Origin of the sequence: Saccharopolyspora cebuensis, from assembly GCF_039542665.1 — a bacterium.
In the GTDB taxonomy this organism is placed as follows: domain Bacteria; phylum Actinomycetota; class Actinomycetes; order Mycobacteriales; family Pseudonocardiaceae; genus Saccharopolyspora; species Saccharopolyspora cebuensis.
In genome coordinates, this window is sequence record NZ_BAABII010000026.1 from 1 (window position 1) to 12,031 (window position 12,031).

The 12,031-nt window shown below is 73.4% G+C and carries 14 protein-coding genes and 1 pseudogene; 7 read left to right on the forward strand and 8 right to left on the reverse strand.

The annotated features are described in order from the left end of the window. A pseudogene (locus ABD976_RS28165) lies at positions 1 to 270 on the forward strand (hypothetical protein); the annotation flags it as partial. 64 nt (positions 271 to 334) lie between these two features. On the opposite strand, the gene ABD976_RS28170 reads toward ABD976_RS28165, so the two are convergent. Genes ABD976_RS28170 through ABD976_RS28180 form a run of 3 tightly spaced genes read right to left on the reverse strand, consistent with a single transcriptional unit; the run spans position 335 to position 1,066 of the window. Next, positions 335 to 535, reverse strand: coding sequence for a hypothetical protein (locus ABD976_RS28170; protein WP_345368105.1), 201 nt, complete (start codon positions 533 to 535; stop codon positions 335 to 337). Then, positions 532 to 804: a hypothetical protein gene (locus tag ABD976_RS28175; RefSeq protein WP_345368106.1), complete on the reverse strand. Its 273-nt coding sequence runs from the start codon at positions 802 to 804 to the stop codon at positions 532 to 534. The genes ABD976_RS28170 and ABD976_RS28175 overlap by 4 nt, the downstream gene beginning before the upstream one ends. Before the next feature lie 31 nt (positions 805 to 835). Further along, complete coding sequence (locus tag ABD976_RS28180) at positions 836 to 1,066, reverse strand: HC3 family zinc finger protein (protein ID WP_345368107.1); 231 nt, start codon at positions 1,064 to 1,066, stop codon at positions 836 to 838. A gap of 131 nt (positions 1,067 to 1,197) precedes the next feature. Between ABD976_RS28180 and ABD976_RS28185 the strand changes: the two genes are divergently transcribed. Beyond that, a complete protein-coding gene (locus ABD976_RS28185) occupies positions 1,198 to 2,049 on the forward strand; it encodes a helix-turn-helix domain-containing protein (RefSeq protein WP_345368108.1) in 852 nt (283 codons plus the stop codon). 12 nt (positions 2,050 to 2,061) lie between these two features. Next, complete coding sequence (locus ABD976_RS28190; RefSeq protein ID WP_345368109.1) at positions 2,062 to 2,244, forward strand: DUF397 domain-containing protein; 183 nt, start codon at positions 2,062 to 2,064, stop codon at positions 2,242 to 2,244. On the opposite strand, the gene ABD976_RS28195 is transcribed toward ABD976_RS28190, so the two are convergent. Both ABD976_RS28195 and ABD976_RS28200 read right to left on the reverse strand, forming a co-directional pair. Continuing rightward, positions 2,241 to 5,216 carry a sacsin N-terminal ATP-binding-like domain-containing protein gene (locus ABD976_RS28195; RefSeq protein WP_345368110.1) on the reverse strand — a complete coding sequence of 992 codons (2,976 nt, stop codon included), beginning with the start codon at positions 5,214 to 5,216 and terminating at the stop codon, positions 2,241 to 2,243. The genes ABD976_RS28190 and ABD976_RS28195 overlap by 4 nt on opposite strands. After that, positions 5,213 to 6,031 carry a DUF3027 domain-containing protein gene (locus tag ABD976_RS28200; protein WP_345368111.1) on the reverse strand — a complete coding sequence of 273 codons (819 nt, stop codon included), beginning with the start codon at positions 6,029 to 6,031 and terminating at the stop codon, positions 5,213 to 5,215. Before ABD976_RS28200 ends, ABD976_RS28195 begins: the two co-directional genes overlap by 4 nt. Positions 6,032 to 6,250: 219 nt before the next feature. Here ABD976_RS28200 and ABD976_RS28205 point away from each other — a divergent pair, with 219 nt between their 5' ends. Together ABD976_RS28205 and ABD976_RS28210 are read left to right on the forward strand one after the other, a co-directional pair. Beyond that, positions 6,251 to 6,961, forward strand: a complete 711-nt coding sequence (locus tag ABD976_RS28205) for a glutaminyl-peptide cyclotransferase (RefSeq protein ID WP_345368218.1) — start codon at positions 6,251 to 6,253, stop codon at positions 6,959 to 6,961. 839 nt (positions 6,962 to 7,800) lie between these two features. After that, entirely contained in the window at positions 7,801 to 8,274 is a 474-nt protein-coding gene (locus ABD976_RS28210) for a DUF2771 family protein (protein WP_345368112.1), read from the forward strand. A gap of 392 nt (positions 8,275 to 8,666) precedes the next feature. Here the strand turns inward: ABD976_RS28210 and ABD976_RS28215 are convergent, their stop codons facing one another. Next, positions 8,667 to 9,062: a cold-shock protein gene (locus ABD976_RS28215; protein WP_345368113.1), complete on the reverse strand. Its 396-nt coding sequence runs from the start codon at positions 9,060 to 9,062 to the stop codon at positions 8,667 to 8,669. A gap of 328 nt (positions 9,063 to 9,390) precedes the next feature. Here ABD976_RS28215 and ABD976_RS28220 point away from each other — a divergent pair, with 328 nt between their 5' ends. Beyond that, positions 9,391 to 9,594, forward strand: a complete 204-nt coding sequence (locus ABD976_RS28220) for a hypothetical protein (RefSeq protein ID WP_345368114.1) — start codon at positions 9,391 to 9,393, stop codon at positions 9,592 to 9,594. Positions 9,595 to 9,738: 144 nt separating this feature from the next. On the opposite strand, the gene ABD976_RS28225 is transcribed toward ABD976_RS28220, so the two are convergent. Then, positions 9,739 to 10,353 (reverse strand): HAD family hydrolase, encoded by a 615-nt coding sequence (locus ABD976_RS28225; RefSeq protein ID WP_345368115.1) that lies wholly within the window; start codon positions 10,351 to 10,353, stop codon positions 9,739 to 9,741. Between the two features lie 167 nt (positions 10,354 to 10,520). Between ABD976_RS28225 and ABD976_RS28230 the strand changes: the two genes are divergently transcribed. Beyond that, positions 10,521 to 11,492 (forward strand): R2-like ligand-binding oxidase, encoded by a 972-nt coding sequence (locus tag ABD976_RS28230; protein ID WP_345368116.1) that lies wholly within the window; start codon positions 10,521 to 10,523, stop codon positions 11,490 to 11,492. Positions 11,493 to 11,495: 3 nt separating this feature from the next. On the opposite strand, the gene ABD976_RS28235 is transcribed toward ABD976_RS28230, so the two are convergent. Further along, positions 11,496 to 11,786 carry a hypothetical protein gene (locus ABD976_RS28235; protein ID WP_345368117.1) on the reverse strand — a complete coding sequence of 97 codons (291 nt, stop codon included), beginning with the start codon at positions 11,784 to 11,786 and terminating at the stop codon, positions 11,496 to 11,498. Between the last annotated feature and the right edge of the window lie 245 nt (positions 11,787 to 12,031).

Below are 12,031 nucleotides of genomic sequence, written 5' to 3' on the forward strand. Positions count from 1 at the left end.
GCGGGCGGAGTCGGCGCCGGTGGTCGCGCCGGAGCCGGTGGGCTCGGCGGTGTCGGCGGTGCCGCTGGCGGCGCCGGTGGCGCTGCGGGTGGACGCGGCGGTGCGGCCGGTGCCATGGGCGGTGCCGGTGCTCGCGGGCGCGGCCAGGAAGGCGAGGACGACCTCGAGCACGAGAACAAGTACATGGTCGACACCGACGAGGCGTGGGACGAGCTGGGTCTGCCCAAGGTCGCCCCTGCCGTCTTCGGCGACTGGGGCAACGACCGCTGAGTCGTAGCCGAGCGGCCCGCACCGACCCCGGTGCGGGCCGTTTTCGCTTCCCACCACGAGATCCCTAGCCGAGCACGATCCGGCCCGCGCGGACCGCTGCGGAGCAGACCGAGCAGGTGGGGCGGCCGTCCGGCGCGCTCAGCTCGCCCGGTTCGGACAGCACCCCGCACAGGGCGGCGAGCAGCGGTGGGGTTTCCGAGCGGGGCACCACGTGGTTCTGGTACCCGGCGGCCACCCACCGCCCCACCGGGACCTCTTCGCTCACGGCGCTGCCTCGGCGCGGAGGTGGTGGCGGCCGGTGGGTTCCGGTTCGTCGTCGTAGTAGTACGCGTCCGGGTCGTGGCACGGGAATCTCGGCGGCGGCGCGCAGTCGCGCTCGGCCTCGACGGCGGCGATGAGCTGCCAGACGGAGTAGCCGCCCTCGCCCGCCCCGGCGTGCTGCGCGGGGAGCGCGCGGCCGGTCATCGCGGTGCCGATCAGGGCGAGGAGCAGCACGTTGATGAGCACGAACGTGCCGATGTGGAGCCAGAACACGGGTCGGGTCCTTCCGGTGGGTGCGGAACGGTCAGCGCGGGCGCGGCTGCGGGTCGGCGAGATGGCGCCAGCAGTCCATGCAGGTGTCCTCGCGGATCCAGTCCAGTTCGGTGCGACCGCGGAGTTCGGCGGCGTCCGCCGCCACCCCGCAGAACGCGGTGACCAGCTCCCCGCTCGGCTGATCACGAGCCTCGACGGCGAACGCATGCCGCCCACCCGTCACCGGCCGCCAGATGTAGTGAAGCTTGCTCGATCCGAACATCCCTGACCTCCTTCGATCACAGAGCGAGTTCTCTCAGTACGGAGAGTCCCAACAGGATCGATCAAGGTCAACGTTTCAGATCGGAAAATTTTCCTAATTAACCAGTTCGGGTGATCAACTAGGTTGGGGACATGACCAAGGGCACGGCGTCAACGGTGCGCAGACGACGACTCGCGGCGACCCTGCGCAGCCTCCGGGAGGCAGCGGAGATCACCCCGGAACAGGTCATGGACGAGATGGGCTGGTCCCGTTCGAAGGTGTCCAAGGTCGAGACAGCGAACATGGGCGTCTCGGTCGCAGACGTGCGCGTGCTCTGCGAGCTCTACGCAGCCGAGGACGGAGTTCGCGATTGGCTCGTGCGCACCGCCCGCGACGCACGCCGCACCCACTGGTGGGACGCCTACGACGAAGCGCTTCCCGAGCGATTCCGCGACTACCTGGAACTGGAGTCGGAAGCCACCGCCATCCACCACTTCGAGATCGACCTCGTTCCCGGCCTTCTTCAGACCAAGGACTACGCGTCGGCGCTGATGACCGCATACGCACGTGAGCTCGGCCCTGCTGCGACGGAAGCGCAAGTCGAGCTGAGGATGCAGCGCCAGACGAAGTTTCGCGAGGCTGGCATGCACTTGAGCGCAATCGTCGACGAGTCGGCCCTACTGCGCTGCATCGGGTCCGCATCGACACGCCGCGCTCAGCTTCGGCAACTGCTTGATCACCTCGACGATCCGCACACAGACCTCCGAGTGCTCCCGATGAGCGCTGGTGCACACGCCGCCAGCGGTTCGCCGTTCGGTCACCTCTTCTTTCAGGAACCCATCCCGAGTGTCGTCTTCCTGGACAACCTGGCAGGGAGCCTCTACATCGAGCGCGCGGAGGAAGTGGCCCAGTTCGGAAAAGCCTTCAGAACTCTTCGGCAGATGGCCAGTGATGCGGAAGAATCGGCGAAGCTGCTCCGTGCAGCATTGACCGCTGTTGGCTAAAGAGGTGATCTCATGTACGACATCACGCGTTGGCGGAAGTCCAGCAGGAGCAACGGAAACGGCGGCATGTGCGTAGAGGTGGGCTTCGGCCGAGGCATCGTCGGAGCCCGTGACTCGAAGCTCGGCGAGACAAGTCCGGTGCTCACCTTCGACCGCGAGCGCTGGACCGACTTCCTCACCGCGCTGAAGGGCTAGCGCAGCAGCGTCGTCGCCTCGGGGTCGGCGAGCAGTGCGGCGAGGGCGAAGCGCTCGCCCCACTCCCCCGCCGACCAGGCGAGGGCGCGGGAGAGGCCGTCGGGGTTGCGCTCGGCGTGCAGCGTCCCGGTGGTGTCGACCCACCAGTGCACCCGCCGCTGCCCTTCGGCGGTGCTGACGTGGAGCTCGTCGTGCAGGTCGACGGCACCGCCCGGCAGCGTGACGCCGAGGAGTTCGCAGGCCGTGGCGACGCGGGCGACCTCGGTCCACGGGCGCCGCTCGCCCTGCCCGGCGACCCGCATGGTGTTCTCCTCGGAGGCCAGCGGCAGGTCGAGCAATTCGGCGAGCGCCTCGGCGTCGAACCCGTCCGGGCTGCCGCCCGCGACGACCAGGGGCGCGTCGAGCACGCCGAGCATCCACGGTTCGTCGAGCACGACGGCGTTCGACGTGCTGACCACCGCGCCGGACACCGAGCGCACCTGCTCCGGCGGGTCGATCGCGGTCGGGTCGACGACCCCGCAGGCGACCGCCTCGGCCAGCGCCTCGTGCGCCCGCAGCGCGGTTCCGGGCCGCACCGCCCGCTCCGGGTCGCCGAGCCGTTCCAGCAGGTCGGCCGCGTCGTCGACGTCGAGCACCCGCAGTTCGGCGCGGATCCCGGCCAGCCGCAGCGCCGACTCGTCGACGCCAACGTCGGGGACCGGGTCGTAGAGGCCCGCGAGCCCTTCGGCGCCGGGCAGCCGCCACGCGCGCGGCGCAGCTCCGGCCAGCACCGCGTACCGGGCGATCCACCACGCCGGATAGCCGCGCGGATCGCGCAGCGCGTGCGCCGTCTCCGGCTCGCCGACCAGCAGCCGCAGCGCCCTCGGCCAGGCGTCGTCGGCGACCAGGTCGAGGTCGCGGATGGCGGTGAAGACCGGCGGCGGCCAGTGGTCGGGCTGCGCGCTCTCCTGCTCGGACCACCACTCCCGCACGTCGGCGAAGTCGTCGTCCGGTTCGGTGGGGTCCTCCTCGGTGTGCACGGCGAACCCGTCGAGCACGCCGAGGGAGCGCAGCAGCCCGGCCGGCCAGCGCCGGGCGAAGTCGTCGTCGAGCACCGCCAGCGCCGCGTCCTCGCCGAGGTTCTCCGGGTCGAGCACGTCGAGCAGCGCCGCGTCGGGCAGCAGCAGCTCGTCGGCGCGGCGCACGTCGCCGTCGCGGTCGGGCAGCCCGAGGGCACCCAGCCAGTCGCGCGGGCGGTCGCGCTCGACGAGCCGCAGCACGGCCTCGGCCAGCGGCAGCACGTCCATCCCGGCGCGGGCGTCGGGGACGCTGGTGCGCACCGCTTCGGCCAGCGGCGGCGCGTCGAGCAGCTCGGCCGGACCGGCGCGGTGCGCGCCGAGCTTCTCCAGCAGCGGGTGCACCGCGTCGGGGTGGGCGATGCGCAGTCCTGAGATGTCCAGGTCGGCCAGCAGCGCGGCCGGGTCCGGGTCGGCGTCGCGGTCGCCGAGCAGCACGTCGCGCACGCCGCTGACGGTGCGCCCGTCGACCAGCGGGACCGGCAGCGCGGTGAGGTCCTCGCGCGCGGTCGGATCGGCGGCGTCGACCACCGCCAGCGCGTCGTAGAGCTCGCGCCACCACTGCGGCGGGCGGTCGAGCCCGGAGACCGCCTCGACGACCTCGGCGGCACCGACGCGCGCCACCTCCAGGACGTGCAGCGGGCGGCGGTATCCCGGCTCGGACAGCTCGGCGTCGAGCAGCCCGGGGATCACCTCGCGCAGCAGCCGGGCCAGTTCCGGGGCGACGTGGTCGAGGACCGACGCCGACACCGGCGCGACCGCCTCGCCGTCGGCGCCCGGCAACCAGGCCGCGACGCGCAGCCGGTCGGTGACGCCCCGCCGCAGCACCTCGTCCACGTCGGACAGCGGGAAGCCCGGCAGCGGGACCAGCGCGGGCCGGTGCCGGGGAGCCAGCTTCCGCACCAGCTCGGGGTAGTGCTCGGCGGCGCGGCGGAGCACCGCCTCGGCGGCCCCGGCGGTCGCGATGCGCCTGCGGTCGGGTTCCAGCGGCACGTCGGCCAGCAGCCGCGCGGGCAGCGACACCCGCTCCTCGGTCGGGGTGGGCGCGTGCAGCACGTCCTCGGCGAGCGCGATCGGCGTCCCGTCGTCGTCCAGCGGGACCGCCCAGCAGATCCGCCAGCCGGTCACCTCCCGGGCTTCGGTGGCGAGCCCGGCCAGCTCCTCGGCACCGAGCGAACCGGATTCCCGGTGCACCAGCCAGCGGTCGGAGCGGACGGGGCCGTGCACGACGACCTGGTCGGCGGACTCGTCGGCGCGCCGCCAGGTCCGGTCGCCGATCCGGATCTCGCGCAGCGCGGGCAGCGCCAGCAGCAGGCCGGGGATCTGGTCGGTGAACGACGCGAGCAGCTCGTCGGGCTCGACGTCGGCGCGCAGCGGCAGCCGGACCTCGGTGGCGAAGCCCTCCGGCGGGGCGCCCTCGACGGGCCACGGCAGCCGCAGCACCGGGACCGCGCCGCCGCGGGCCTCGGCCTCGCGCGCCGGTCCGGCCAGGTCGGCGATCTCGGCCTGGGTGCGCGACGCGGAGAACCCGACCCCGCCGGTGGTGGACACCAGCCGCGGCGCGTCGGAGACCGCGAGCACCGCGGCAAACCCGACGCCGAACCGGCCGACCGAGGCCCCGGTCCGCTTGGTGGAGGCCCGCAGCGATGCCAGCCCGGTGACGCCCTCGGGGGTCAGCGGCGCCCCGGTGTTGGCGATCCGCAGTTCGCGGTCGGCGATCGAGACGTGCAGCGCCCCACCGCTGCCCGCCGCGTCGGCCGCGTTCTGGGCCAGCTCGACGAGGAGCCGGTCCCGGTAGCCGCCGAGCCGGAGGTCCTCCTCGGCGTTGGCGTCCTCCCGGAACCGGGTGGGCGAGTCGCGCCAGGAGCGCAGTACGTCCGCGCGCAGGGCGGCGGTGCCGAACGGATCGGTCGTCACTGGTTGCGCGGCTCGTATTCCACCGAGGTGTCGTCGTACACGATCTCGGCGACCGGGACCGTGGACGAGGTGTCGACCTCCACCTCGGAGTGCGCCCCGCAGCCGAACTCGACGTGCACCACCCGGCCGTCACCGGGCGAGACGTCGTTGGCGCAGACGCCGAAGGCGGCACCCATCGAACCGGCGATCTTCAGGAAGAAACCGCAGGTGCCGCAGGTCGCGGGAGCCATCTTGGCGATCTCGGAGCGGGGCCCGAAGTCCCCGGCGTGCCAGCGGTCGGCCGCCTCCAGCCGCCCTTCGAGGCTGAGCACCCGCTTGCGGCCGAGGCCGAGCTCGGTGGCGACCTCGTCGAACGCCGGGTCGTCACCGCCCGTGTACCCCGGCACCAACCGGGGGTCGTCCGGCTCGGTGGGCAGCAGATCACCCGCGCCCAGATCGCCGGGCTGCACCCGATCGCTCCACGGCACCCAGTCCGGGGCGGTCAGGGCGTCCGGCCCGGGCAGCAGGACGACCTCGCTGACGGTCACCGGCTCGCCCGGCCCGACGCTGGCCACGGTCACCGCCCAGCGCCAGCCGACGTAGCCGGAGTAGTTCGACTCGAAGAAGTGCGTCGCCGCGTGCGGACCCTCGGCCTCCACGCCGACGTGCGCACCGACCGGTTCGGCGGTCTCCGGCTCGGCGCCGGGTTCCACCTCCTCCTCGGCTGCCGCGCGGGCCAGGGCCACCGCCGCTGCGAGTTCCGGATCCAGGTGCGCGGCATCGCCGCCCGGCTGCCCGGCGTCCTCGAACGGGGCACCCGCGCCTGGGCTGGTCATCGGAGCAGGCATAGGCGTCACGTGCCCGATTGTGCCGTACGGGGTCGTGACCGCCTGCGCCCGTGTCAAGCTTTCGGGGTGCGGATTCCACTCCAGACGGGTCGACGCGTGCTGTTCGGGTGCGTGGTGTTCGTGCTCGGCGCCGTCCTGCTGGCGTGTTCGCCGCAGGCACCAACGCAGCACGACGGCCAGGGCGACCACGAGCAATCCGATCAGGGCATAGGGCACCCGGGAAGCCTGCCACACCTTCGAGCGGAGGTGATCCGCACGCTGCCGCACGATCGCTCCTCGTTCACTCAGGGCCTCGAACTCGCCGACGGGCTCCTCTACGAAGGCACCGGCACGCACGGCGGATCGGTGCTGCGCGCGACCGACCCGGCCACGGGTCACGTGGTGCGGGAGGTCGGGCTCCCGGGGGAGTTCTTCGGCGAGGGCATCACCATCACCGGTGACCGTATCTGGCAGCTCACGTGGCAGGAAGGGGTTGCGTTCGAGCGCGACCGCCGGACCCTCGCCGAGCTGCGCCGGGTGGAGTACGAGGGCGAGGGCTGGGGGCTCTGCTTCGACGGCTCCCGCCTGGTGATGAGCGACGGCAGCGACGAGCTGACCTTCCGCGACCCGACGACGTTCGCCGAGCGCGGAACGGTCGAGGTCCGCGCCGGCGGCGAACCGGTGGACCTGCTCAACGAGCTGGAGTGCGTCGACGGCCAGGTCTGGGCCAACGTCTGGGGCAGCGAGGAGATCGCCCGGATCGACCCGGCGTCCGGCCAGGTCACCGCGGTGGTGGACGCCTCGGGGCTGCTCTCGCCCGCCGAGCGCCGGGGCACCGACGTCCTCAACGGCATCGCCGCCGTGCCCGGCACGGACGAGTTCCTGCTCACCGGCAAGTACTGGCCGCACGTGTTCCGGGTGCGCTTCGTCCCGGCCTGATCACCCGATCGGCGGAAGTAGCGACCGCGGGTGCATCAGGCGGCGGGGTGCGCGCCTCTTTTCCTCCGAGAACACCGATCGCATCGGGCGGTCGGGGACGGAGGTGGCAGCGATGAACGGGATCGGAACGGAACGCGGTCGGTGGACGTCGGCGGTCGGCGGCCTCCGGCCGGTGCGCGGGCTGATCGGCGCGCTGCGCCGGTGGTGGGCGCGGCGCGGGCGACCGGAGCCCGACCCGGCGGCCGGGCGACCACGGCTGCGGCTCGTCCCCGACGGCGGACCCCCACCCGGGTCCGCTCCCCCGCCGACGCCCCGCGCGCGCTGGCGTGCGGCCCTGGCGCGCTGCTGGGCGGGCTCGCGCGATGTGCTGGCGCGCTGGTGGGCGGGCGCGGTGGGTTGGTGCGCGGGCTGGCACGCGGTCGCATCGCACTGGTGCGCGGTTCGGTTCTCGCGCAGCGCGGTCGTGCGACCGCTGCTGACGCGCTGCCGTGCGGTGGTCCGGCGTCGGTCCGGCGGTCGCGCCGAGGGTCGACCGCGCCCCGCCGGGCGGTTCGCCGCGGTGCTGGCGCGCGCCGCGACCCGGCTGCCGTTCACCACGACCGGCCTGCTGATCCCGCCGTGTCCGCCTCCCCGTCGCGACCGCTGCGGCCCGGATCGCTGCGAGCGCGGCACGTGCGGTCGCGGTCGGCCCGATCACGCCGATTCCGACCGCACCGGTCGCGGCGGGCCCGGTCGGTCCGCCGGTGCGGTGGGGCGGTCTCCGCCGCTCGTGGTGGCGCGGCGGGCGGTGGTCACCACCGGGGCCGTTGACGGCGGAGCGCACGTCGTAGGCTCGCGTCGTGCATCGAGGATGGAAGTCGCTGCTGGCGGTCGGGGGCGTCGTGCTCGCCACCGGATGCGCCGCCCCGCACGAACCGCAGGTCACGTTCTACTCGCACGGGAACTCGACCGCGGTCGACCCGACGCTGTTCTGCGACCCGACCGGCGAGGAGTGCGACACGGCCGAGGGGTCGTTCGGCAGGCTCCGCGTCCCGGACCACGCCCCGGTGCAGATCTCGGTGCCCGCGGAGGTGGCCAGCACCCCGTGGCAGGTGGTGTTCCTCTACCGCGACGCGGCCGGGCGCCAGCTCGACGGCCGCAGCGCGGTGTTCGCCCCGGACGAGCGGCACGCCTACACGCTCACCATGCCGAAGGACGGCGTCCAGCTCGAACACGTCGAGGTGCAGCGGTTCTCCGCGGTGCTCACCGCGGGCGCCAACGGCGGCGTGAACTTCGGCATCGGCGGCGCCTGGGTGCTCCAGACCCACGGCTGAGGCGCGGCACGTCCGCGCTCCGGCGTGCGACGTCGCCGCCCGGCCACCACTCCGGGGGTGCCCGGGACAGGTCGGCGCAGGCGGAGCGCACCCGCCCGTGGCCGGCCGCGCTGGGGCGCGCGGGCCGACGGCCGGGACGCCCTGCGGAGTCCGAACTGGACGTCGGCGGCGGCCAACGACCGCGGACGACCGCGAGGCAGCGTGGCGGTGCCGGTGGCGGGACCTCAGCGGTGCGGGCTGCTCAGGTGCTGGCCCCGGCTTCGCCGTGGCGGAAAGGGCGTTCCAGCGCTGCGGACCGGACGGGCCCGATCACCGCGTCCACGCCGCGGCTCGGCGGAGCGCGCAGGGCGCACCGCCGAGCACGTCGGATCGCTGGGCGTCGCGGCGGTCGATCACGACCCGCCCGGGTCGAGCTCGCGGGCGACCGCGCGCACGACCTCGCCGATCCGCTTGGAGACCTTGCGATCGGGATAGCGCCCGCGGCGCAGGTCGGGCAGGACGCGGTCCTCCATGAGTTTGATCATGTCCTCGACCATGCCGTGCAGCTCGTCGGCCGGGCGGCGACGCGCCTCCACCACCGACGGCAGCGGATCGACGAGCTGCACCCGGAGGGCCTGCGGCCCCCGTCGACCCTGCGCCATGTCGAACTCGACGCGCTGCCCGGTCTTGAGGGCTTCGACGCCCGAGGGCAACGCGGAGGCACGGACGTAGACGTCCTCACCATCATCCTGGGTCAGGAAGCCGAAGCCCTTGTCCGCGTCGAACCACTTGACCCTGCCGGTCGGCACTGTCCTCACCGTTCCCTGTCGAACCGCCCGTCTCCGGGCCCGCCTGTCCTGTCACCGTCCCACCGGCCGCGCCGGTGTTCCACCCGTCGGTCCGACCGACCAACCTGGCCGGTGACCTGCACCGGCGCGGCAGTCAGCCGACCGACCGCGTCGGCCGCCGCGCCGGGACGAACCACCCCCGCACGACGAAAGCGCCCCGAATACGCCACGCAGTCGGGCGCGCCGGGACGCGTCATCACTAGGGTACCCCGGGGACCCGGGGGTCAGGCCAGCCTTCCGCCCGAGGCCCGTTGCGGCGGACCCGACCGCGCGGCCTACGCTGCTGGGCATGGCCAGTTCAACGCGCTCCGCGGTGCTGCCGGTGTCGATCGTCCTGTTCGCCGCCGGGCTGCTGTCGATCATCGCGATCTTCGGGTTGTACGCCCTGGGCCACCAGAACCTGCCGGTGTGGCTGAACCTGGCGACGCTGCTCGCGCCCGCCGGGTTCATCTTCGGCGTGGTCGCCACCGTGCTGCGCGCGCGCCGCCGGTAGTCCGCAACGCCCCCGCTGCCCGAAAGCGGCGGCAGGCGACGCCGCGACCTGACCGATCGCGCCCGTTCAGCCGATCGCGACCGACGTGGCGCCCCGGGTGCTCGGCGCGGCGGCGAAGGGCCGCCGCCGGAGCGAGGTGGGTCCTCACGCCCGGTGGCCGGCGAGCCAGTCCGGGAACGCCGTCAGGTCGGGCAGCACGACGTCGGCTCCCGCCGCCGCCAGCTCGTCGGCGTCGTACGGGCCGGTCGCCACGGCGACCGCGAGCGCGTCGGCCGCCTTCGCCGCGGCGATGTCGCCGTAGTGGTCGCCGACGTAGATCCCGGCGCCCTCCTCGCGCAGCACGACGCCCTTGCCCGCGGCGAACACGTCCCCGGCGAGCCGGTCCACGGTCCACCCGCACGCCTGGAGGTGCAGCGCCGCGTTCGGCTCGTACTTGCCGGTGACCACCAGGGTGCGCCCGCCCGCCGCGCGCACCGCCGCCAGCGCCGACGCCGCCCCCGCGGTCGGCGCGGTCGAGCCGATCACCACCTCGGGGTAGATCTCGCGGAACCGGTCGACCAGCTTGCGGACCAGCGGCTCGTCCAGCTCGTAGCCGCGCAGCACGTCGGCCAGCGGCGGCCCCAGGTGCGCCGCGAAGTGCGCACCGTCCAACTCGGCGTCGAACTCCGCGTTCAGCACGTCGAAGGCCGCGACCATGCCGGGCCGCGGGTCGATCAAGGTCATGTCGAGGTCGAATCCGACCACCAGCTCTCCGGCCACCCGGCCAGCCTAAGCGCCTGCTCCCGAGGCCCGGGCGCCGCGCGGCGGGTCAGCGCGGCGCCCGGACCGCGTCCACCGGCCGGGGCTGTTCCCTTGACGCGAAACTATTCCGTACCGAAAATCGAGTTCGTAATCTCCCTCACATTTTCGGCGAGCTGGAGTCGGCCATGACGAGCACCACCGCGAACTCCGTCCACCGCGCAGGCTTCCACTCCTTGCGCGCCAACGGCTTCAACTGGGACTCCCTCCCGCTGCGGCTGTTCACCAAGGGCAACGCCAAGTTCTGGAACCCCACCGACATCGACTTCAGCCAGGACGCCGAGGACTGGCGCAACCTCACCGACGACGAGCGGCGCAGCGTCGCGGGCCTGTGCACGCAGTTCATCGCGGGCGAGGAAGCCGTCACCGAGGACCTCCAGCCGTTCATGGCCGCGATGGCCGCCGAGGGCCGCTTCGGCGACGAGATGTACCTGACGCAGTTCGTCTTCGAGGAGGCCAAGCACACCCAGGTGTTCCGGCTCTGGATGGACGCCGTCGGCCTCACCGACGACCTGCACGAGTACATCGAGGGCAACGAGGGCTACCGGGCGATCTTCTACGAGGCGCTGCCCGAGACGCTGCACGCGCTCCACGAGGACCCGAGCCCGGAGAACCAGGTCCGCGCCTCGGTCACCTACAACCACGTCGTCGAGGGGAGCCTCGCGCTGACCGGCTACTTCGCCTGGCAGAAGATCTGCCGCAGCAACGGCATCCTCCCCGGGATGCAGCAGGTCATCCGGCTCATCGGCGACGACGAGCGCAGGCACATGGCCTGGGGCACCTTCACCTGCCGCCGCCACGTCGCCGCCGACGAGAAGAACTGGGAGATCGTCGAGGACCAGATGCAGCGCCTGCTCCCGCACGTCATCGCCGAGGTGCAGTGGCGGCCGGACGACGCTCCCGACGTGCTGCCCTTCCAGCTCGACAAGGACGAACTCACCACCTACGCCACCGACCGGCTGACCCGGCGGCTCGGCGCGATCTCCAGCGCGCGCGGCGTGCCGCTGGCGCAGATCGACGTGGACGCCTCCCCGGAACACCTGGAGGACCAGTTCGGCAAGGAGGACGACGAGGCCTTCGCGCGGGCGTCCTCCGCCTGAACTTCACTCGGCGTGCGGGGTGCGGACACCTCGCACGCCGTCGGGCGGGGTCGCGGCGATGGCCGAGGTGACGTGGTTGAGCTCGTCGGCCATCCGCTCCGCGGCGTCGCGGAGGAGTTCGGCGCGGGCGCTCAGCGATCCGCTCCAGTGCCGCTGCGCCGCGGCGAGCCGGTCCACCAGGTCGGCCTGCAGGCGCAACCGCTCGACCTCCGCCCAGCTCGGGCCCTCGGTGGTCCGGCGGAACGCGCGTTCGATGGCCGCGGCGATCCGCTCCAGCTCCAGCTCGGTGATCAACGGCGCCCCCTGGCGTGTGCGGTGCTCGGGCGTGGCGGTGCGGTGCGGCTCAGATCAGGAGTTCTCCGCTCAGGACGGTAACGGCTCGACCGCGCAGGGCCACGCGATCACCGCGCGGGACCGCGCGGACCATCCCACCGCGGGGTGAGCCCCGCCCCGGCCGACGTGGCAGCAGGGGAACCTTCCTACCACCGGTGACCGGAAGGTTCCCCTGCTGCCACCCCCGGAAGTCGGCACATCGGAAC